The sequence below is a fragment of the Mycobacterium sp. DL99 genome (genome assembly GCF_004762045.1).
Taxonomy (GTDB): Bacteria; Actinomycetota; Actinomycetes; order Mycobacteriales; family Mycobacteriaceae; genus Mycobacterium.
This window is the reverse complement of record NZ_SJOM01000007.1, coordinates 249,635-269,695: the sequence shown is the minus strand read 5'-3', so window position 1 is coordinate 269,695 and position 20,061 is coordinate 249,635. Positions and strand designations below refer to the sequence as shown.

The following is a 20,061-nucleotide window of genomic DNA, read 5'->3' as shown; positions in this document are numbered from 1 at the left end:
GATTCCGTGGCTATTTCGCGCCGGTCGGCAAGTAGGCGCGAAGATTCGTGCGATCGACCGAGCCCTTGGCTGTGAGTGGTATTCGGTCGGCAAAGGTAATGCGCTCAGGCATTTCGAAAGGCGCGAGGCGATCTCGACAGAAAGAGTTCAAATCGGCCATGTCCAGCTCAGAACCCTTGTGCCGGACGATGATCGCGCCGACACGTTCACCGTAGAGCGGGTCGGCGATCCCGATCACCGCCGCCTGGGCGACACCCGGGTATGACATCAGGACTTCTTCGACGTGCTCGGGCGAGATCTTCTCACCGCCTCTGTTGATGAGCTCCTTGATCCTCCCCTGTATTGCGAGGTTCCCGTGGCCGTCAACCGTCCCGAGGTCACCACTGCGCACCCATCCGTCCACGAACGTTTCCGCAGTAGCTTCGGCATTGCCGAGGTATCCGCGGACAACGGCCGGACCACGCACCCAGATTTCGCCGGTGGCTCCAGGCGGACATGGCGCCCCAAAGCCATCGGCAATCCGCACCGACGAACTCGTCGGTGTGCCAACGGTGTAAAGCCTGGCGGACTCACCAGCCGAGGGCAGGACGCTGCTGGCTTGGTGTGTGGTCTCGGTCATTCCATATGCCATGAGCACTGGCGCGTTGAACATGGCCTCCATTCGTCGCACCGTGGCCGCTGCGAGCGGCGCACTGCAGCTGCGCAGGAAGCGCCATCGACCTCGGTCGCCGCCACGCGGCTCGGCAGATGCCCGCTCAAGCAGAATCTGGTGGATCGTCGGCACCGCCGTGTACCACGTGGCACCCACTGCTGCGGCGTCATCGGCAAAGGTGCCCGCCGAGAACCTCCCCCGTGCCGGCAACGCCACCGCGCCACCGCTTGCCAATGTGGCCAGCAGAGTGGCGACCAGGCCGTGGCCATGAAACAGGGGCATCACCGCGACGGTCGCGTCGGTGCGGCCCAGTTGGTAGGCGGTGACGATTCCCGCAACCGACGCCGCGAGGTTGGCGTGGGTCCAAGGCACGAGTTTCGGTGTTCCCGTGGTACCCGAGGTGAACATGATCAATGCGTCGCGATCGGTGAGACCAGGCGCCGACGCGGCCACCATGCGCGCCGAATCGGTTGTCACCAGACGCATCTCAGGCTTCTCGTCGACGGCGCCCCCTGCGCCTATCTGCACAAGCCATTGTGGGCAGCCGCCCGTGGCGCCGTCGACCGGCCGCTGCTTGTCGGTCAAGATGGCACGAGCGCCGATCCGGTCTGCGCGTGCCTGCGTCTCGTTCCATGGCAGAGCCGGATCAAGCGGTGCAACAACAAGACCGGCACGCACCGCCCCAATGAGAGCGACCACGAACTCGATGCTGTTGGTCGATTGCAGCGCGATCACGTCGCCGGGCTCCAGTCCACCATGAAGCAAGTCAATGCAATGTGCAACAACCAGTTCCGCAAGATCACCGTAGGTGATGCGATTGCGTTCGGCGCCGACAACCAAAGCCCCCGCCGTCGGCGCAATCTCGGTGGGTTCGTCGATGATGTGGCCCAGGTGCCACGATGACGCGTCGTGGTCGGCCAACGGTTCACAGCAGACAGTTCTCATTTCAGCCCTCGGGTAGACATGACTTCGGCGCGGCGCGATTACGTGCCGCCGCCTGCGTAGGGGTAGTAGTCGACCTGCGGCGGTGCGTCATAGATCTGCGCGTCACCTGGCGACTGGCATTCGTTCTGAGTGCCGCCCAAGGTCAGGCACGACTGCGCGGTCTGGGCCGGATCCTTGCTTGGAGCCGCTTCTGCCGTAGGCACAACGGCTACCGCCACCGCGGTCGCCCCGGCCGCCAACAACAGTGCGGTGTGGGTCATCGTGCCCTTCATGGCGGTGCTCCTTCGATGTTCGTCTGCAGATCCACCATGGCCGTTCCGCAGGCCGGCGTCGTCACGGCTAACACCCAATGTCGTTCCAGCCAGCTGGAATCTCTGCCCGCCGGCGGACAGCCTCTTCCGGGCAGCCGCAACGACAGCTGGGCGCCAGCGGTGGCGACAGCGACCGGTAGGTGTCGGCAACCTGACAGCGGGGGTCCGAAATGCCGAACAAGGAGTCGAGCCATGAGCATCAAACAGATCGCACTCACACCGCTTTTGGCGGCGGCCGCTGCCGCGGTTGCTATCTCAGCGGCACCGACCGCTGCCGCCGCGCCAACCCGTCATGCCACTGGATCCCAGCAGTCCTGCGCCGCGAGCGGGCCCGGAACCGTGTGCCAGTCACCCGGCAACGTCCAGATCAACGACTCCCCACCTCCGGTTCAGTTCTATCCCTATGGCGGCGAGGCATTTCTGCTCTGAGACGCCACTCAACGCTCCTGGGTAAACGCAGATTGCGGCTAGCGGGGGTGCAATTGGGGGGCCAACGGTGACGACGGGGGTTCACCGACGCGACATCCTGAACATGAGACACGCTCAGCCATTCGAAGGAGCACACCATGAAGTTCACGATCACCCGCACCGCGCCGATGTTGCTCGCCGGGTTTACCGCTGTAGCGATCGTTGGCGCACCGGCCGCCTCAGCCGCAGTCAGTCAGTCCTGCGGCGCCAGCGGGGGAGGAACCATCTGCGAGTCGCCCGGAAACGTCCAGATCAACGACTCGCCCGGCGGGGTCCAGTTCTATCCCTACGGCGGCGAGGCGTTCCTACTGGGCGGCTATGGCGGCTATCACGGCGGCGGCGATCACGGAGGACACCGGTAGAGCACCGGATCGCCCGGCCTTTCGGCGCGTCTGGCCGCTATCAGTGTCCACTCGCCGAGCGATGGAGAACTCTGCGAATGGAGTCCGGGGACAGGTCTGACTTCGGCACGAACGCAAGGGCCGGACTCGTCGCGATGATGTCGGCGAACTCTTGTCCCGAATGAGTCGAGGTCAGGATCACCTGCGTCGAGGACGGCCCGCCCGCGAGCTCCTCAGCCAAATCGAATCCGCTTTCGTCTCCCAGATTGATGTCCACGACGGTCACGTCCGGCCGCAACCGGGCGACACAACTCAGGGCCTCCGCGATCGTCGACGCGACGCCGACCACCGCGACACCGTGATAGCCGAGGAAGTTGGCGGCGGCGTCGAGAAAGCCGGCGTTGTCATCGACGATGACGCAGCGCAATGGCTCAACTTCGGACTGCATCACAACAGCCTGACTCAGAGACACTCAGAATGCATTGCAGATAGCGGTAACTCGACAGGTGCGCTCAACGCGCCTCCAGATAAGTGATCACCGCTCGCACCCGACGGTGATCTTCGTCGGTCTCGGGGAGATTGAGCTTCAACAGGATTGATCGCACATGCTTTTCCACTGTCCCCTCGGTCACCCACAGGTTTCGTGCGATGCCCGCGTTGGAGCGCCCCTCTGCCATCAAAGCCAGCACCTCATGCTCACGTGGACTCAGCACCCCCAACGGATCATCCCGCCGACGTGTCGATACCAGTTCCTGGACGAGGCTGGGGTCGAGCACCGCGCCGCCCTTGGTGATCCTCACCAGACCGTCGATGAACTCCTCAACATCCGTGACGCGGCTCTTGAGCAGGTAGCCGATCTTGTGCCCGCTGGCCAACAGATCCATTGCGTGTTCGACGTCGACATGCGCCGACAAGACCAGAATCGCCGTGTCGGGCAGTTCCTCGCGGATGGTCCGGGCAGCGGCAAGACCTTCGGTGGTCCCGGTCGGCGGCATACGGATATCGACGACGACCACGTCGGGACGCCACGTCCGCACCTGTGAAAGCAGCTCTACGCCATCACCTGCCTGCGCGACCACGTCGAAGCCCGACCTGGTCAGCAGGCTGGCCAGGCCCTCGCGCAACAACACGTCATCATCGGCGACGATCACACGTGGGCCGTCTGCCGTCGAACCTCCGGCACTGTCGCGACTATTTCCCGTGTCCACCTGCATGCCAATCGCGTCCCTCCGGCCAACGGTTACGCACAATCGTGCACCCCCGAGCCCCCGATAGCACCCGGCGAAGCCCATTCTCCTGCTACCCGGTATATCCGCACTGAGGCTGACACCCACGACAGTTTGACGTTAACCCCGCATCACCACCAGATACCGGAGAACACTATTGCTTTCAGGGAGCAAGCCGATTCGGGCAGGAGCCCCCTCGCCGTTGGCGCGTGGGCGAAGCGAGGTATGCGTGCGATGACACCGAACGAGTGGCCGATCGATCGGATCCTGGCGTGGGCCGGGCAGAAGCGGCCACGCCTCGCGACGATCCTGGCGCGCCCCAGCCCACCGCTGTGGCTGGGAATCATCGTTGCCACGGCATTGATCGCAGCCGAGACCGTCCTCGTACAGTTGCTCGGTCATATCGGACCTCGCATGACCTTCGGCGCGGTGTACCTGCTCGGCGTACTTGTGATCTCATTCGCCTGGGGAATCGGTCTCGCAGTGGCAACCACGCTTGTCAGTGCGGTGGTCTATCTGGAAATCCACCTCGTCCCCGGCGATGGGCTACTACCGGACGAACTGCCGAACCTTGTTGCACTTGCGGTGTTCGTGCCCATCGCATTATTGGCGAATGTCTTGGGCGCCCAGGCTCGGCTGCGTGCCATCGAAGCCCAGCGAGCCGCAGATCGGGTCAGCGAGTTGGCGCGGCGGCAGGCTGCCCTGCGCCGGATTGCCACACTGGTCGCCCAAGGTGTCTCACCAAACGAGATCTTCGCCGCAGTCGCCGACGAGGTGGCCAATGCGTTGGAGGTGGGTAACGCCACCCTGTTCCGCTACCTCGACTCCGACATGGGCGAGATCGTGGCCGCCCACACTGAGGGCCCGACGAGAATGCCGATCGGCGCACGGCTGCCCCTGGCGGGCGACAACATCGCGGCGCTCGTGCAACGCACAGGCGCGGTCGCCCGAATGAACACCCATGAAGGCGCCGCTGGTTCGCTGGCCGAGCTGATCCGGGATCTCGGTCTCGTCTCCGGAGTCGGGGCACCGATCGTCGTCGACGGTCGGCTGTGGGGAGCTGCGATCGTCGGATTCTCGCGACCCGAACCTCCGCGGGCCGACACCGAGGAGCGCCTGACGGATTTCGCCGAGTTGGTCGCCACGGCGGTCGCCAATGCCGAAGCACATGGTGAGCTGATCGCCTCACGCGCCCGCATCGTGGCTGCCGGCGACGAGGCGAGGCGGCGCATCGAGCGCGACCTGCATGACGGCGCACAACAGCGCCTTGTCGCGCTGGGACTGCAGATTCGGTCACTTCAGGCCTCGCTGCCGCCGGGGAGTGACGTAGTCAACCAGCTCGGCGCCGTCAGTGACGGACTCGTTGCGGCGAGTGACGAGCTGCGGCAGATTTCACACGGCATCCATCCGGCGGTGTTGTCTCACGGGGGTCTGCGCCCCGCCTTGCGGGCCCTTCGCCGCAGTTCGGTTACACCGGTTGAGCTCAGTGTCGACGTCGGGCAACGCCTACCCGAATCTGTTGAGGTGGCAGCCTATTACGTGGTCGCAGAAGCGCTGACGAACGCGGCCAAACACGCCTGCGCATCGCAGGTCACCGTCACCGTCGACACCGATGACCAGCAGTTGCGCCTGTCGGTGGCCGATGATGGGGTGGGCGGCGCTACTCTCGGCCGTGGATCCGGTCTCATCGGACTCAAAGACCGGGTGGAGGCTCTGGGCGGCCATCTCGACATCTCCAGCCCGGATCACGCCGGAACCACACTTTCCGCGCAGATTCCGTACACCACCGTCCGACGGTGAGCGTGTTTTCCTGCCTCCCGGTATCGGACCATTCCCACTACCCTGCCTCGAAGAGGTGGGCCTAGCTGCGAGGACATCAGTCCACCGCGGGCGCATCATCCAGGAATGACGCTCACCGCACGCCATGGACCCTCAACCCACGACTCGTTGAATCAACTGTCCAACAAGATAATTCGAGTGATCCCTGCAGGCACTGCCAGCTTGGGTGAATGGCGCGGGTGCTCGATACGAGACCTGTTGCTGATCGCGTTGACATTCGCGTCGGGGACGGTCGACGCCATCAGCTACTTCGGCCTGGGCAAGATCTTCTCGGCCTTCATGACGGGCAATCTCGTGTTCCTCGGATTCGGAATCGCGGACATCGGCGGCCCGGATGTACCGGTCGCCATCGCACTGGTGGCATTTGCCGTCGGATCGTTTGTCGGCCTGCGATTCGCGGCAGGCCGCCCCGGCGAAGCGGGACTCTGGCCGCACCGGATGTCTACGCTGCTGGCGCTCGTTGCCATGTCTGAGGCTGTGTTTCTCATCATCTGGCGCGCGAATTCCGGACACCCGTCACCGCACGCCACCTATGTGCTCATCATGCTGTCGGCCCTGGCCATGGGGGTTCAGACGGCAGCAGTTCGATCGCTCGGCGTTCTGGGGGTTTTCACCACGGCAGGGACCTTCACCCTGGTCGCGCTCACGGGGGTGGTCGCCGGGACCCGGGCACGGTCCGAGCTACCCCGATTGGCCGGCGTCCTGATCGGTCTGATCGCGGGCGCCATGGCCGGTGGATTGCTCTTTGAACATGCCCGCAGTTGCGCACCCGTGCTACCGCTCGTGGTTACCGTCCTCGTGATCGCTGCGGGCAAGGTGTTTGCGGCCCACCTGACATCAGATGCCTCGGCTGGCTAGGACTGTTCGATTGGTGACGCCTTGACGACTGTTCCGGGCTGGTGCGATTGGGCTTGGCGCTCCGCGGAGCCATCGTCGGCTCGGCACAATTTCCAGCTACCGGGAAGCACCAACGGATGCCAGCGGTGACGACATGGCCTTGTTGCGGTGCAACTCTGGAAATTGCAAAGAACGCTGGCACTTTCGAAGGAGTGCGGAGATGAAGACCTCATTGAGATGCCTCACGTCTGCCCTTGCGGCCGGCACGACCGCCATAGCTATTGCTGCCGCTGCCCCCGCAGCTGCAGCGGAGCCGGCTCCGGCGGCCACGGGCGCCACTGTCCTCGCGGCCGGCTGGCACGGCGGCGGGCATGGCGGCGGCTGGCATGGCGGCGGCTGGCACGGTGACCGAGGCGGGGGCCCCGGCTGGTGGCCGTGGGGCTGGTACCGATAGCGGAATCTGCCGAAGAGCAGCCGAGCCCCTCCGCTACTGCGGCATCGCCGACTCGACGACCGTCAGCTTGTCGGAAAGTCCTGCCACCCTGCGGATCTCGCGGAACTCCTCGATCATCCCGTCGGTGACCTCGTGAGGATCGTCGACGGTGGCATCGTCGGAGAGCACCGAGATGTTGAGTTGGTCGACATAGCTCCACACCGTGATGTTGAGCCCGCTGCCGGTGGTGATCGGCCCCACCGAATAGATCTCGGTGACCGTGGCACCGCCGACCTTGCCGCGTTCCCGTGGACCCGGCACGTTGGAGATGTTGAGGTTGAGCACCTTGTTCTGACCGTCCTGATGGGACAGCCACTTGAACATCGCCTCCACCGGGGCCGGCGGCATGTACGCAGCCCAGCGGGCGATCAGTTCGGGACCGATCAGCTGATGGCTTTCCTTGGCCAGGGCGGCAGCGTCGTGCGCCTGGCGCACCCGCTCAGCGGTATCGGCGACGTCCACCGGCAGCGCCACCAGCACGCCGCTGAACCGATTGCCCGAGATGCGATCCGGTGAGAAGTCGAAACTCATCGGCACCGACGCCAGCAGCGGATGGTCGGCCTTGCCGTCGTACTTGAGCGACAACGTACGCAGTGCTCCCGACGACATCGCCAGCACCAGGTCGTTGATCGTCACCCCGAGCTTCTTGCTCGTCTCCTTGACATCGGCCAATGCCAGTGTGGCCGTGGCGAAGAGTCGCTTTTCATCGAGGATGTGGTTCATGAAGCTGGGCGGCGGTGTGAAGGGCCGGGTCAGCTCGGGCGACAACTTGCGGCTGCTGCGTCGAACCCGCCCGAACCCCTTGGCCGTGTAACGCATGGTCCCGGGCAACCGGCCGAGCTGGCGCATGTGATCGGCGAATGCCGAGCGCACCAGTTCGGTCTTGGTGGGCGCAGGATCGGTGACATACGACTCGTCGTCGGGACCCGGGCCGTCGCGCAGGTCCATCCCGCGGGCCAGCAGATTCGCCGAGGCGACCCCGTCGGCCAGCGCGTGGTGAATCTTGCCGACCACCGCGATACGCCCGTTGGCCAGGCCCTCGACGAAGTACATCTCCCACAACGGCCGGCTGCGGTCCAACGAGGTACTGCCGATCTGGCCGATGGCCTCGTCGAGTTCGCGGCGCCCGCCCGGGGCGCGTACCCGCCACGGCCGGACGTGGTACTCCAGGTCGACGTCGCAGTTCTCCCGCCACATCGGGTGATGGAACTTGAACGGTATGTCGACGAGCTGATAGCGGAACGGGTCCAGCTTGTGCAGCCGTCCGCGGATCACCTCCCGGAATTCGTCGATTCCGAAGGTCCGGTCCCCCATGTCGTCGAGCGCGATGACCGCGATCTTCAACGTGTGCATGTGCACGTTGGGTGTCTCTGTATAAAGCAGGAACGCGTCCCACCCACTCAACCGCTTCACGGTGTCCTCCCCAGGTGTGGAAACGTCTATATGACTGCTTTAGCCTCGCCCATCGCCCGGTTTCGGTGAATTTGGCTGAGGAACAAGCCGATTGCGGTGGCCATCGCCCCGGTTCTGGCCCCGTCGGTCATGTCGAAGGCGTGTCCGGCGCCGGGCAGCTCAATGTAGCTCACCACTGCCCGCGAGACGGCCTTGAGCTTGTCGACGAAACTGCGGGCCTGCGCCACTGGGATGACGCTGTCACCGGTGCCGTGGATGACCAGGAACGGTGGCGCGTCGGGATGGACCCGGGCGATCGGTGAGGCCTCCCGGAAGATCTCCGGATGGCGATCGATCTTGCGGCCCACCACGATCCGTTCGAGGAAGTCGACGAACCGGACCCGCTCCTCGGTGGAGCGGTCCTCCCAGTCGTAGCGCCCGTAGATGCCCACCACGGCGTCGACTGAAGTGTCGGCCCCGTCGGGCAGATTCCCCTGCAGGTCCGGGTCGTTGGGGGTGAGGCCGGCAAGTGCGGCGAGGTGACCACCGGCCGAGCAGCCCGCGACGGCGACGAAGTTGCGGTCGCCACCGAACTTGTCGACATTGGCCCGCGCCCAGGCGATTGCGGCCTTGACGTCGGTGATGTGCCGGGGCCAGCGGTGATGCGGCGCCACCCGGTAGTCGATCGACAGACATACCCAACCCTGCTGGGCCAGATGTGACATCAGCGCGTAGCCCTGCAGGATCCGGCCGCCGTGCACCCAGCCACCGCCCGGCACGAACAGCAGCACCGGCGCCGGCTCGGAGGGCAGGTGCTTGGGCCGCCACACATCGAGCAACTGGGCCGGGTCGTCGCCGTAGCGGACCGAAGTGCGGTACACGTCGCGCCGGTATTCCATGGTGTGCCACAAGGGCGGCATGTTGTCCGGGGCCGGCCAGTCGATCGCCAGGTCAGCGGGCGAGACCACCCCGCGCAGCGCCTCCTGCGCGACAGCGTTGGTCTGCTCCCGCTCCGCCTTGCGGAGCTCGCTGTCGTCCGGGGCGAACCAGGACTTCGCCGAGGAAGAGACGAATTCAGGCAGGTGGCGGAATCCCCACACACTCATCGCAGTGAGGGCGCCGAGCGGTTCCAGGTGCTTACCCACGACTGGTAGCGAAGTTGATGCCACGCTCAGCGCCAGCATGTGGTCGGCAGGCTTGGCATGCAGCAACCATCGAGCTCGATCAGCGAGCGTCGGTGCGGGGTACCGGTTATCCGGTCGTGCCGTCATTGCGCGAGCGTACCCCGCAGCGGATTGACGGACGGGACAACTTCGCCGACTTGTTCACCCCGCCGCTCAAATGTGACCTGCATCACGTCGACGTACCCGTGGCACCCCCGTTAGCTTCGCTAAACATGACTAAGTCTGCGCTGGCCATCACCGAAGAGCACCAGGATCTCGCCGACGCGGCGTTGGGCCAGCTGAACCGGCTCGACAGCCGCGCGGCCGCCCGCGCCACGCTTGAGAACGCCGGCACCTACCCCGATGAGATCTGGTCTGCCGGTGCCGAACTCGGCTGGAACGGGCTGGCCATCTCCGAGGAATACGGCGGTTCCGGCTTCGGCCTGCCCGAACTTGCGGTGGTTGCCGAGGTCGCCGGCCGAGAACTGTCCCCGGGCCCGTTCCTGCCGACCGTGTCAGCCTCCGTGGTCATCGACCGCTACGCCCCGGATACCGTTCGGGCCGAACTACTTCCGGGCCTGGCCAGCGGGGCCACCGTGGCAGCCCTGGGGCTCGCCGGCTCGGTGAGCGTCGGCGCCGATGGACTTCTCGGCGGGCAGGCGCGCGCCGTACTCGGCGCTCCCGACGCCCAGGTACTCGTGCTGGCCGCCGGTGACGACGTCGTCGTCCTGGATGCCACAGCCGACGGAATCACCGTCACCGCAGAGGATTCCCTCGACACCACCCGCAGCATCGGCGCGGTGGATCTACGGGCGGTGGCCGTCGACGAAAGCCGGATCCTGCGTGGTGCCGCGCGGGCCGCCCGGACGGTGTTCCGCATCCTCGGTTCCGCGGAAGCGGTCGGGGTTTCCTGGGCGGCGCTCGACATGGCCGTCGAATACGCGAAGGTGCGCGAGCAGTTCGGGCGCACCATCGGCACCTTCCAGGCCGTCAAGCACCACGCGGCCAACATGCTCGTCGACGCCGAACAGACCACCGCGGCGGTCTGGGACGCCGCCCGCGCAGACAACCTCGACGGCGCCTGGTTCGCCGCCGCGGTGGCCACGGCCCACGCCATCCGGGCCCAGATCTTCTGTGCGCAGACCAACGTTCAACTCCACGGCGGAATCGCGTTCACCTGGGAGCACGACGCACACCTCTACCTGCGCCGCGCCCGCACGCTGGCCGCGGTACTCGGTGACGGCGCCGATCCCCTGGTCGACGTCGTCGACGGGCAACGCAGCGGACTGGCACACGGGGCGTCGTTCGCGCTACCGGAAGAGGCCGAGCAGTACCGGCAAGACGCGCGCGACGCCGCGGCCGCGGTCCGCGCCCTGCCCGAGGACAAACGCCGCGACTACCTGGTGGACTCCGGCTACCTGGTGCCGCACTGGCCCAAGCCGTGGGGCCGGGCCGCGAATGTGTTGGAACAGTTGGTGATCGAAGAGGAATTCACGGACGTCGAACGGGCCGACATGGGCATCACCGGCTGGGTCACCCTGACCATCGCCCAGGCCGGTACCGACGATCAGCGCGAGCGCTGGGTGGAGCCCGTGCTGCGCGGGCAGGTCATGTGGTGCCAGCTGTTCTCCGAGCCGGGCGCGGGTTCGGACGCGGCCGCGGTGCGCACCGCGGCCAAGAAGGTCGACGGCGGATGGCGGGTCACCGGCCAGAAGGTGTGGACCAGCCTCGCCCAACATTGCCAGTGGGGCCTGGCCACGGTGCGCACAGATCCCGACGCACCCAAGCACGCCGGTGTCACCATGATGGCGATCGACATGAAATCCCCTGGGGTGACGGTGAATCCGTTGCGCGGCCTGACCGGTGACGCACATTTCAACGAGGTGTTCTTCGACGATGTCTTCGTTCCGGACACCGATGTGGTCGGCGACGTGAACCGGGGTTGGCTGGTCGCCCGGGCCACCCTCGGCAACGAGCGCATCTCGATCGGCGGCGGTTCGGCGGCGCCGACCGGATTCGACGCCGACGAACTGGTGGCCCTGATCGACGCGGATCCCGACGGGGCCCGCTACGTACGCCGCGCCGGTGAGGTGATCGCCGTCGGCCACACCCTCCGTCTGCTGAATCTGCGCCGGGTCAGCCGGGCCATCGCCGGGACCGAGCCCGGTCCCGAGGGCAACGTCACCAAGCTGCTGGTGGCCGAGCATTCCCAGCATCTGACCGAACTGGGCATGGACCTGGTCGGCTCTGCCGGGGTCACCGGCCAGACACCGAAACTGACCCGGGCCTATCTCGGCAACCGGGCCATGACGATCGCCGGCGGAACGTCGGAGATCACCCGCAACACCATTGCCGAACGCATCCTCGGCCTGCCCCGCGACCCGCTGCTCAAGTAGGTTCCCCGAGCACCGCGAGCGTGCGTGTTTGCGCCTCGACACACCGTGTCAGGACGACACATTGCGCGCGTTCGCGATACGGCTGCTCAGTTGCGACGGCCTACACCGTCGGCACAGTGCCGCCGTCGACCACCACATCGGCACCCACGATCGAGGATGCGGCGTCGGACACCAGGAACCCGACCACCTCGGCGACTTCGGCAGGCCGGGCCGGCCTCCCCAGCGGAATACCACCGAGCGCGGACATCAACGATTCGAGTGCCTCCTCGCGGGATCCGTCGGCGGCTGTGGCGATGCGATCGATCAACGCCTCGGCTGCCGTGGTCTGAATGAATCCCGGGGATACGGTATTGACCCGAATACCCTTGGGCGCCAACTCATTGGCCAGCCCCTTGCTATAGGCCCGCAGGGCAGCCTTTGCCGCGGCATACCCCAGGGTGCCGTCGTACAGCGGCATCCGACTCTGAATCGACCCGATATGCACCACCGCGCCCGAGGCGGCTTCGATCATCATCGGCAGCAGTGCCCGGTCGAGCCGAACCGCCGCCAACAGGTTCAGGTTGAGCTCGTCGGCCCAGTCCTGATCGCATAGCGCCGCGAAACCTCCGGGTGGCGCCCCGGAGCCGCCCGCTGTGTGCACCAGGATCTGGGCACCGCCATTCCGGCGAACATGAGAAGCCAGATCGGCGACATCGGTCACCGAGGTGAGGTCCGCGGCGACGAAATCATCTGCTGCCAGGACGCCGTCGCCGTGGTGACGCGCCACTGCGGTCACGTGCGCACCGGCAGCCCGCAGCCGGGCGACGATCGCCGCACCGGCACCCTTGGTGCCGCCGGTGACCACCGCGCGCCGCCCCTGCAACGTGCTCATGCGTCGGCCCGAAATACCGGCCAGCACAATGTGGTCAGCCATTCCGTGGAATCGTCTGTGTCCCAAGCGAATCGCTCGTAGTACTCACGCAGCGGGCCCTCGACACTGATTTCGTGGCGGTTCGCGTACTCGCCGAGAGCGCTGTAGGCCAGGTCGACGTCGTCATGCGATCCGCGGTGACGCATGACCGCGAGCTCGGCCGCCGGGATGACGACGTCCTGCACGCGCCCGGCCGGCCGCACACCGCGTTCGACGGGAATGAACACGGTTGCGGTGCCGTGATCGTGGGCGAAGATGTCGAAGTCGAACAGAGCCGCGGGCGCACCGGCAGCCCCCGAGTTCGCATTTGCGGCGACCGTTGCCCGTAGTTCACCCATGGCGCCATGCCACCAAGGCAACAGATCGTCGCGGTCGACGGTCGCGGTGATCGCTGCGGCCGAGGTCGCCGCGACACTGATGTGCTCGATAGCCGCGGCTGCTGAATTCCCCCCGGGACGTTCGAGGATCGCGCGCAGGGATTCGACGGCGCCGCGGGTCTCGGCTAGTTGGTCCTCCAACCGTTGCAGGTGACCGCTGATCAGCCTGTTGCGGTCGGCGGGGGCGGACGCCAGCACCGCTCGCACATCGGCAATGGGCATGCCCAGCTGACGGAGCCGGCGCACCACCTGCGCCGTCGGCACCTGGTCGGCGACGTAGTACCGGTACCCGGTGCTCGAATCGATACGGTCCGGCTCGAGCAGTCCGACCTCGTGATAGTGCCGCAGCGTCTTGACCGACAGCTGCGTCATTCGGGAGAAATCTCCGATGGACAGATCGATCGTCATGAGGTCAGTGTGAAGGCTCCCCCAGGGGGAGACTCAAGGTTCGGTGTCGGCCTTGACCCTCCGCTTACCGACGGGTCGATGCTGTCGGCATGTCCATTGAACAGATGTGTGAAATACCCGCCGCGGCGCGCCGTTACGTCGACGCCGTCAATGCCTTCGATGTCGAAGCGGTCCTGGCCGCTCTCACTCCTGACGCGCTGGTCCACGACAACCAGCGCGAGTTCACCACTCCAGACGCCATCCGCGCCTGGGTGCGCGACGAGATCGTTGGTGATCGAGTCACCATGCAGGTCATCGAGGTGGTGGAGCGGTCCGGGGTAACGGTGCTGCGAGCCCGTTATGACGGCGACTACGACAAGACAAATCTGCCCGAGGAGTTGATCCTCACCAACTACATCGTGACCCGCGAGGACCTGATCGCCGCGTTGTTCACCGTGTTCAACAAGTCCTGACGAACCCGGCACGGCGACATCGAATTGCCCGTCGTGACCCTTCACGACGTTAGTGCCAGGCAATATCGACGTCTTACCAGCGGTCTGGCGGTTTTTTCCACACCACCGAGATCACCGGGTAGAACTGTGGGGGTGACGACCGCCACCCCGCCCAGCTTCCATCCGGACCTCGAACGCATCGCCCGCTTCATCCCACGTCAGCTGGTGACCAGGCGTTCCCTGCCGCTGCTGCAGCGTCTGACGGCGTTGCAGAACCGGCAGACACCCGAGGACGTCGAGGTGCTCACGTTGAGCTCCGGTGTCGGGGTGCGCCTGTTCCGGCCGACCGGGGTGGCCGAACCGACGCCGGCCCTGTTGTGGATCCACGGTGGCGGCTACGTGCTGGGCAGCCCGGCGCAGGACGATGCCCTGTGCCGCCGCTTCGCCAGGGAACTCGGCGCCACGGTGGCGGCCGTCAAGTACCGACTGGCGCCGCAGAACCCCTACCCGGCCGGGTTGGAGGACTGCTACGAGGCGCTGAAATGGCTCGCGGCACTGCCCGCAGTCGATTCGTCACGGGTCGCGGTCGCCGGTGCCAGCGCAGGCGGTGGGTTGGCCGCCGCCCTCGCCCTGCTTGCCCGCGATCGCGGCGAGGTATCGCTGGCCGCACAGATACTCGTCTACCCGATGCTCGACGACAGGTCGGTGGGCCCGGAGTTGGAGAATCCCGGCCACCGGCTGTGGACCCAGGGCAGCAACAAGTTCGGCTGGTCGGCCTACCTCGGCGGAGCCGATCCGGCCGTCGCCGTGCCGGGCCGCCGCGTCGATCTAGCCGGGCTGCCGCCGGCCTGGATCGGTGTCGGAACCCTGGACCTTTTCCACGACGAGGACATGGCCTACGCCGAACGCCTGCGCGCCGCCGGGGTCCAATGCCAGGTGGAAGAGGTGTACGGAGCGTTCCACGGGTTTGACCAGATCGCGGCGAAAACACCGGTGGCCCAAGCCTTCATGGCCAGCCAGTGTGCGAATCTACGCGCCGCGTTTGGCTGATTCACGCTGGTGCCGCAGATACCGGCAGGCGCGTTCCAACAGGCAGCGGTCGGCGACCGACAGGCCCTTGGCCCTGGGGACCAGACCCGAGACGATCCTGGCGAACCGAACACACAACTGCTCGGCGGTCATGCCGAACTCCAGCCAGACGTCGTCCTCGCGCGGACCCCCATAGGGAGCCCACGCGAGGACGAACTTCAAGAGCACGCGTTCGAAGGAGTCCATCTACCGGCCTGGTCGCTGATCAGTCGCGGATGACGTGCGCCTCGAACAGCTTCAGTCGCGGACAACGTTGTCCTCGAACACGATCCGTCCGATCAACTCGTAGCGGCGCGGATCGCGCAGCTTGAAGTAGGTGGCCATGCCCGCGCCCAGGACGAAGATTCCCACCACGATCCACGGCGTCAGCTTGAACAGCAGCGCGCCGGAAGCCGTCCCGGCAGCTGCATCTTTGTGCTCCCACAGCAGGTACACGACGTAGAGCATGCCGATCCCGCCGAGACCGGGGGCGACCAGCGTCTTGAACCAGTGCTTGGACACCGGGTGGTTCTTGCGGATGTGGAAGTAGCTGATTACCGAGAAGGCGCACAGCGACTGCACGATCAGGATCGCCATCGTGCCCAGGATCGCCAGCAGCGTGTACATGTGCACATAGGGGTCCATGCCGGCGAACAAGAAGGACAGGATAATCACCAACGTGATGCCGCTCTGCACGAACGAGGCGATGTGCGGCGATCCGTGGGTGGGATGCGTGGCGCCCAAGGTCTTCTGCAGGTTCTTGGACAGACCTTCACGTCCGAGTGCGTACAGATACCGCGAGGCGCAGTTATGGAACGCCATCCCGCAGGCGAATGACCCGCTGACCAGCAGCACGTTGAACACCGTGATCGCCCACTCGCCATAGGCATCGCGCACCGGGCCGAAGAAGATCTCGGAGGACGTCGAGGAATCCTGCGCGAGTTCCACGGCCCGCTCCGGGCCGGTGCCCGCGATGGCCATCCAGGACACGAAGACGTAGAACAGGCCGACGCCGACGACACTCAGCATGGTGGCCCGGGGGATGATCTTCTTCGGGTTGCGCGACTCCTCGCCGTACATGGCGGTCGATTCGAACCCGACCCACGACCAGAAAGCGAAGAACAGACCCAAACCTGCACTGGCACCGGCGATTCCAGCAGCGGGCGAGAACGCACCGATGGGGTTGACGATCTCGGCCGCCGCGAAACCCTGTGGACCGCCGCCCTTGAACAGCACCGCCACCGCACCGAGCGCCAGCATGACGATCTCGGTCACCAGGAACACGCCGAGCACCTTGGCGGTCAGGTTGACGTCGAAGTAGGTCAGGATCGCGTTGACCGCCAGCATCAGCAGCGCCGGGATTATCCAGTGAATATGGACGCCCAGCTGGGATTGCATGAAGTTCTGGAAGAAGAACGAGAAGATCCCGATCAGCGAGGCCTCGAACACCACATAGGCCATGGTGATCAGTCCACCGCTGGCCATCCCGACGATGCGGCCGAGGCCGTGGGAGATGTAGCCGTAGAAGGCGCCGGTGGTGGTGATGTGCTTGGCCATGGTCGCGTAGCCCACGGCGAAGAGGCCGAGGACGATGGTCGCCACGATGTAGCCGGCGGGCGCGTGAGAACCATTTCCGAAGCCGACAGCGATCGGAACGTTGCCGACCATTGCGGTGATCGGTGCGGCAGTCGCTACCGCCATGAAGATCACGCCGACGGTGCCGACGGCGTTGCGTTTCAGTCGTTGGACATCTTGAGCTGCAGTTTCGCTCTGAGCGACAACTTGATCGGTCATCTAGCGGGATACCTTCCAGGTAACAGTGGATGCTCGATGTGGCCTGGGCCACAGTGCGAACCTAAGGCATATTGGCACGACCAAAACCGGTTGGCAAGCGTTATCGGCAACCATTGACATAAATGGTTGCGACCGTTTACGGTGAGGGCCATCACAGCTACCGCATAGCTGAAGAGGGAGCCGCATGTACGACTACGGCACGTTCACGTTCGAATCCAAAGCCGAAGTGCTGGATAAGGCGAAGACGTTCTGGAATCCAGACAAGACACAGTTCTGGACTGATACCGGTGTCGATCTGGTGATCGACCGCCGCGAGGGATATTTCCTGTGGGATATGGGCGGCCGCCGCCTGATCGATCTGCACCTCAACGGTGGCACCTACAACCTCGGGCACCGCAATCCCGAAGTGATGCAGGCGATCACCGAGGGCATGGAGCATTTCGACGTCGGCAACCACCACTTCCCGTCGGTAGCCCGCACCGCCCTGGCACAGCGCCTGGTCGAGACCGCACCGGCGTCGATCACGAAGGTGGCGTACGGGTCCGGCGGCGGTGAGGCGATCGACATCGCGCTCAAGAGCGCCCGGCACGCCACCAAACGCCGCAAGATCGTCTCGATCGTCAAGGCCTACCACGGCCACACCGGCCTGGCCGTGGCCACCGGCGACGACCGGTTCGCCAAGTTCTTCCTGGCCGACCAGCCCGACGAGTTCCTCCAGGTGCCGTTCAACGACATCGAGGCGATGGAACGGGTGCTGGCCCCCGGCGATGTCGCCGCGGTGATCATGGAGACCATCCCGGCCACCTACGGATTCCCGCTTCCCGCACCGGGTTACCTGGAAGCCGTCAAGGCCATCACCGAGAAGCACGGCACCCTGTACATCGCCGATGAGGTGCAGACCGGCCTCATGCGCACCGGTGAGCTGTGGTGCATCACCAAACACGGCATCGAGCCCGACATCCTGGTGACCGGCAAGGGTCTGTCCGGTGGCATGTACCCGATCACCGCGGCCCTGCTCAGCGATCGCGCCGCGAAGTGGCTCGATGAGGACGGCTTCGGCCACATCTCCACCTTCGGCGGCGCCGAGCTGGGCTGCGTCGCCGCGCTCAAGACGCTCGAGATCTCCACCCGGCCTGAAGTGCGCTCAATGGTGCACTACATCGCCGACATCTTCGACCACGGGCTGCAGCGCATCCAGGCCGACCATCCGGACTGGTTCGTCGGCATCCGGCAGAACGGTGTGGTGATCGGTCTGGAGTTCGACCATCCCGAAGGCGCCAAGTTCGTGATGCGCGAACTCTACGAGAACGGAGTGTGGGCGATCTTCTCGACGCTGGATCCCCGTGTCCTGCAGTTCAAACCGGGTCTCCTGCTCTCGCGCGAACTCTGCGAGGACGTCCTGGACCGCCTCGCCGTCGCGGTGGCCAGGGCCGAGACCGTCGTGAGAGGACGTAAAGCATCATGACCAGTACCGCACAGGCCGGCCACATGCTGGAACGGGCCGGTTGGGCCGCGGCAGCGTACGCCGACTACGACGCGGCGGCGGTGAACAACATCGTCAACGCGGTGGCCGACGCCGCCTACGCGGCAGCCGAACGGTTCGCCGCCGAGGCCGTGGCCGAGACCGGGATGGGCGTGGTGGCCGACAAGGTCACCAAGAACCGGGCCTGCTCACGCGGGATCGTCGACTACTACCGAGGCGAGGACTATGTATCGCCGCGCGTCGACGAGGCCCGCAAGATCATCGAGCTGCCCCGGCCCGCGGGCGTGGTGCTGGCGTTGACGCCGACCACCAATCCCGTTGCCACGGTGTACTTCAAGGTGATCCTGGCCCTGATGACCCGCAACGCCGTCGTCGTCGCCCCGCACCCGCGGGCCAAGCAATGCTCGGCCGATGCGGCCCGGCTGCTTGCCGAGGCCGCGGTGGCGGCCGGCGCCCCCGACGGCATCGTCCAGGTGGTCGAGGAACCGTCCATCCCGCTGGTACAGGCGCTGATGGCCGACGAGCGCACCGATGTCATCGTGGCGACCGGGGGCACCGGCGTCGTTCGTGCGGCGTACTCGTCCGGCAACCCCGCACTCGGTGTCGGGCCGGGCAATGTCCCAGTGTTCGTCGAAGCCAGCGCGGACATCAACGCCGCGGCCAAGCGCATCGTGGACAGCAAGGCGTTCGACAATTCGGTGCTGTGCACCAACGAATCCGTCCTGATCGCCGAGGACGCGATCGCGAGCAAGCTCAACGGTGCACTGACCCGCGCCGGCGCGCACATCCTCGATGAGGACGGCGCACGGCGCCTGCGGGCCTACATGTTCACCGACGGGCACCTCAACACCGACGTGGTGGGCCGCGATGCCGCCTGGATCGCGGGGCAGGCCGGGCTGCGGGTCACCGCCAAGACCCGGGTGCTGATCGCGCCGTTCAACGACGTGATCTCCGAGGAGATGCTGGCCCACGAGAAGCTGTCCCCGGTGCTCGGCATGACCACCGCGGCCGACGCCGCGCGTGGTATCCGCGCCGCCCGGGCGGTGGTGCGGATCGGCGGGGCCGGTCACTCGGCGGCGATCCACAGCGAGAATCCCTCGGTGATCACCGATTTCGCCGCTCAGGTACCGGTGCTGCGGGTGTCGGTCAACGTGGGCAACAGCACCGGCAGTTCCGGGCTGGACACCAACCTGGCGCCGTCGATGACCATCGGCACCGGGTTCGTCGGGCGCAGCTCGATCGGGGAGAACCTGCAACCGCAGAACCTGATCAACTGGGCCCGCATCGCCTACAACAGCGATTCCGCTGTGCCCATGGGCAATTTCGCGGGTATCAATCCGTGGCACTCACCGGCCGGACCGGTGCCGGAGTATCCGCGCGCCTCCAATGACCGTCACGGTGCGCCTGTCACGCCCCGCCGGCCGTACCCGACTGCCAACCGGTCGTCGGATCTCGGACTGGACGCACTGCGGGCCGAACTGCGTGCGCTGGTCGCCGAAGAACTCGCACAACTGATCAAGAGGTAGG

19 protein-coding genes are annotated in these 20,061 nt (G+C 65.8%); 9 read left to right on the top strand and 10 right to left on the bottom strand.

Annotated features, from left to right (window positions below):
• Positions 1-10: 10 nt before the first annotated feature.
• The gene (locus EYZ64_RS01485) at positions 11-1,573 is read right to left on the bottom strand and encodes a FadD7 family fatty acid--CoA ligase (protein ID WP_286174556.1); all 1,563 of its coding nucleotides are present in this window, start codon (positions 1,571-1,573) and stop codon (positions 11-13) included.
• A 62-nt stretch (positions 1,574-1,635) separates the two neighbouring features.
• The gene (locus tag EYZ64_RS01480; RefSeq protein WP_286174554.1) at positions 1,636-1,869 is read right to left on the bottom strand and encodes a hypothetical protein; all 234 of its coding nucleotides are present in this window, start codon (positions 1,867-1,869) and stop codon (positions 1,636-1,638) included.
• A gap of 231 nt (positions 1,870-2,100) precedes the next feature.
• Here EYZ64_RS01480 and EYZ64_RS01475 point away from each other — a divergent pair, with 231 nt between their 5' ends.
• Positions 2,101-2,337 carry a hypothetical protein gene (locus EYZ64_RS01475; RefSeq protein ID WP_135451555.1) on the top strand — a complete coding sequence of 79 codons (237 nt, stop codon included), beginning with the start codon at positions 2,101-2,103 and terminating at the stop codon, positions 2,335-2,337.
• A 137-nt stretch (positions 2,338-2,474) separates the two neighbouring features.
• Positions 2,475-2,738 (top strand): hypothetical protein, encoded by a 264-nt coding sequence (locus EYZ64_RS01470; protein WP_135451554.1) that lies wholly within the window; start codon positions 2,475-2,477, stop codon positions 2,736-2,738.
• 40 nt (positions 2,739-2,778) lie between these two features.
• On the opposite strand, the gene EYZ64_RS01465 is transcribed toward EYZ64_RS01470, so the two are convergent.
• Both EYZ64_RS01465 and EYZ64_RS01460 read right to left on the bottom strand, forming a co-directional pair.
• Positions 2,779-3,165: a LytR/AlgR family response regulator transcription factor gene (locus EYZ64_RS01465; protein WP_135451553.1), complete on the bottom strand. Its 387-nt coding sequence runs from the start codon at positions 3,163-3,165 to the stop codon at positions 2,779-2,781.
• Between the two features lie 64 nt (positions 3,166-3,229).
• A complete protein-coding gene (locus tag EYZ64_RS01460; protein WP_135451552.1) occupies positions 3,230-3,931 on the bottom strand; it encodes a response regulator transcription factor in 702 nt (233 codons plus the stop codon).
• 246 nt (positions 3,932-4,177) lie between these two features.
• Between EYZ64_RS01460 and EYZ64_RS01455 the strand changes: the two genes are divergently transcribed.
• Both EYZ64_RS01455 and EYZ64_RS01450 read left to right on the top strand, forming a co-directional pair.
• Positions 4,178-5,743 carry a sensor histidine kinase gene (locus tag EYZ64_RS01455; RefSeq protein ID WP_135451551.1) on the top strand — a complete coding sequence of 522 codons (1,566 nt, stop codon included), beginning with the start codon at positions 4,178-4,180 and terminating at the stop codon, positions 5,741-5,743.
• Positions 5,744-5,848: 105 nt separating this feature from the next.
• On the top strand, positions 5,849-6,640 hold the full coding sequence (locus EYZ64_RS01450; protein WP_135451550.1) for a YoaK family protein: 792 nt from the start codon (positions 5,849-5,851) through the stop codon (positions 6,638-6,640).
• Between the two features lie 466 nt (positions 6,641-7,106).
• Here EYZ64_RS01450 and EYZ64_RS01440 read toward each other — a convergent pair whose 3' ends face one another.
• Entirely contained in the window at positions 7,107-8,525 is a 1,419-nt protein-coding gene (locus tag EYZ64_RS01440) for a WS/DGAT/MGAT family O-acyltransferase (RefSeq protein WP_135451548.1), read from the bottom strand.
• 26 nt (positions 8,526-8,551) lie between these two features.
• On the bottom strand, positions 8,552-9,775 hold the full coding sequence (locus EYZ64_RS01435) for an alpha/beta hydrolase (RefSeq protein ID WP_135451547.1): 1,224 nt from the start codon (positions 9,773-9,775) through the stop codon (positions 8,552-8,554).
• Positions 9,776-9,900: 125 nt separating this feature from the next.
• Here EYZ64_RS01435 and EYZ64_RS01430 point away from each other — a divergent pair, with 125 nt between their 5' ends.
• Entirely contained in the window at positions 9,901-12,063 is a 2,163-nt protein-coding gene (locus EYZ64_RS01430; RefSeq protein ID WP_135451546.1) for an acyl-CoA dehydrogenase family protein, read from the top strand.
• A gap of 100 nt (positions 12,064-12,163) precedes the next feature.
• On the opposite strand, the gene EYZ64_RS01425 is transcribed toward EYZ64_RS01430, so the two are convergent.
• A complete protein-coding gene (locus EYZ64_RS01425) occupies positions 12,164-12,976 on the bottom strand; it encodes an SDR family oxidoreductase (RefSeq protein ID WP_286174552.1) in 813 nt (270 codons plus the stop codon).
• On the bottom strand, positions 12,931-13,758 hold the full coding sequence (locus EYZ64_RS01420) for a MerR family transcriptional regulator (protein WP_135451545.1): 828 nt from the start codon (positions 13,756-13,758) through the stop codon (positions 12,931-12,933). The genes EYZ64_RS01425 and EYZ64_RS01420 overlap by 46 nt, the downstream gene beginning before the upstream one ends.
• A gap of 89 nt (positions 13,759-13,847) precedes the next feature.
• Between EYZ64_RS01420 and EYZ64_RS01415 the strand changes: the two genes are divergently transcribed.
• Both EYZ64_RS01415 and EYZ64_RS01410 read left to right on the top strand, forming a co-directional pair.
• A complete protein-coding gene (locus EYZ64_RS01415) occupies positions 13,848-14,210 on the top strand; it encodes a nuclear transport factor 2 family protein (RefSeq protein ID WP_210115443.1) in 363 nt (120 codons plus the stop codon).
• Between the two features lie 132 nt (positions 14,211-14,342).
• Positions 14,343-15,239 carry an alpha/beta hydrolase gene (locus EYZ64_RS01410; RefSeq protein ID WP_167857667.1) on the top strand — a complete coding sequence of 299 codons (897 nt, stop codon included), beginning with the start codon at positions 14,343-14,345 and terminating at the stop codon, positions 15,237-15,239.
• On the opposite strand, the gene EYZ64_RS01405 is transcribed toward EYZ64_RS01410, so the two are convergent.
• Both EYZ64_RS01405 and EYZ64_RS01400 read right to left on the bottom strand, forming a co-directional pair.
• Positions 15,219-15,464 (bottom strand): hypothetical protein, encoded by a 246-nt coding sequence (locus tag EYZ64_RS01405; RefSeq protein ID WP_135451543.1) that lies wholly within the window; start codon positions 15,462-15,464, stop codon positions 15,219-15,221. The two genes, EYZ64_RS01410 and EYZ64_RS01405, sit on opposite strands and share 21 nt — an antisense overlap.
• 51 nt (positions 15,465-15,515) lie before the next feature.
• Positions 15,516-17,051 (bottom strand): APC family permease, encoded by a 1,536-nt coding sequence (locus tag EYZ64_RS01400; protein WP_135451542.1) that lies wholly within the window; start codon positions 17,049-17,051, stop codon positions 15,516-15,518.
• 184 nt (positions 17,052-17,235) lie between these two features.
• On the opposite strand from EYZ64_RS01400, the gene EYZ64_RS01395 reads away from it, so the two are divergent.
• The gene (locus EYZ64_RS01395) at positions 17,236-18,516 is read left to right on the top strand and encodes a class-III pyridoxal-phosphate-dependent aminotransferase (RefSeq protein ID WP_065505053.1); all 1,281 of its coding nucleotides are present in this window, start codon (positions 17,236-17,238) and stop codon (positions 18,514-18,516) included.
• Positions 18,513-20,060 carry an aldehyde dehydrogenase family protein gene (locus tag EYZ64_RS01390; RefSeq protein ID WP_135451541.1) on the top strand — a complete coding sequence of 516 codons (1,548 nt, stop codon included), beginning with the start codon at positions 18,513-18,515 and terminating at the stop codon, positions 20,058-20,060. Before EYZ64_RS01395 ends, EYZ64_RS01390 begins: the two co-directional genes overlap by 4 nt.
• Position 20,061 lies beyond the last annotated feature (1 nt).

What these genes read in the sequence shown, in the direction of transcription:
- EYZ64_RS01480 (WP_286174554.1), bottom strand. Translation starts at nt 1,869, where the DNA reads ATGAAGGGCACGATGACCCACACCGCACTGTTGTTGGCGGCCGGGGCG.
- EYZ64_RS01475 (WP_135451555.1), top strand. Translation starts at nt 2,101, where the DNA reads ATGAGCATCAAACAGATCGCACTCACACCGCTTTTGGCGGCGGCCGCT.
- EYZ64_RS01470 (WP_135451554.1), top strand. Translation starts at nt 2,475, where the DNA reads ATGAAGTTCACGATCACCCGCACCGCGCCGATGTTGCTCGCCGGGTTT.
- EYZ64_RS01465 (WP_135451553.1), bottom strand. Translation starts at nt 3,165, where the DNA reads ATGCAGTCCGAAGTTGAGCCATTGCGCTGCGTCATCGTCGATGACAAC.
- EYZ64_RS01460 (WP_135451552.1), bottom strand. Translation starts at nt 3,931, where the DNA reads ATGCAGGTGGACACGGGAAATAGTCGCGACAGTGCCGGAGGTTCGACG.
- EYZ64_RS01455 (WP_135451551.1), top strand. Translation starts at nt 4,178, where the DNA reads ATGACACCGAACGAGTGGCCGATCGATCGGATCCTGGCGTGGGCCGGG.
- EYZ64_RS01450 (WP_135451550.1), top strand. Translation starts at nt 5,849, where the DNA reads ATGACGCTCACCGCACGCCATGGACCCTCAACCCACGACTCGTTGAAT.
- EYZ64_RS01435 (WP_135451547.1), bottom strand. Translation starts at nt 9,775, where the DNA reads ATGACGGCACGACCGGATAACCGGTACCCCGCACCGACGCTCGCTGAT.
- EYZ64_RS01430 (WP_135451546.1), top strand. Translation starts at nt 9,901, where the DNA reads ATGACTAAGTCTGCGCTGGCCATCACCGAAGAGCACCAGGATCTCGCC.
- EYZ64_RS01425 (WP_286174552.1), bottom strand. Translation starts at nt 12,976, where the DNA reads ATGGCTGACCACATTGTGCTGGCCGGTATTTCGGGCCGACGCATGAGC.
- EYZ64_RS01420 (WP_135451545.1), bottom strand. Translation starts at nt 13,758, where the DNA reads ATGACGATCGATCTGTCCATCGGAGATTTCTCCCGAATGACGCAGCTG.
- EYZ64_RS01415 (WP_210115443.1), top strand. Translation starts at nt 13,848, where the DNA reads ATGTCCATTGAACAGATGTGTGAAATACCCGCCGCGGCGCGCCGTTAC.
- EYZ64_RS01405 (WP_135451543.1), bottom strand. Translation starts at nt 15,464, where the DNA reads ATGGACTCCTTCGAACGCGTGCTCTTGAAGTTCGTCCTCGCGTGGGCT.
- EYZ64_RS01400 (WP_135451542.1), bottom strand. Translation starts at nt 17,051, where the DNA reads ATGACCGATCAAGTTGTCGCTCAGAGCGAAACTGCAGCTCAAGATGTC.
- EYZ64_RS01395 (WP_065505053.1), top strand. Translation starts at nt 17,236, where the DNA reads ATGTACGACTACGGCACGTTCACGTTCGAATCCAAAGCCGAAGTGCTG.
- EYZ64_RS01390 (WP_135451541.1), top strand. Translation starts at nt 18,513, where the DNA reads ATGACCAGTACCGCACAGGCCGGCCACATGCTGGAACGGGCCGGTTGG.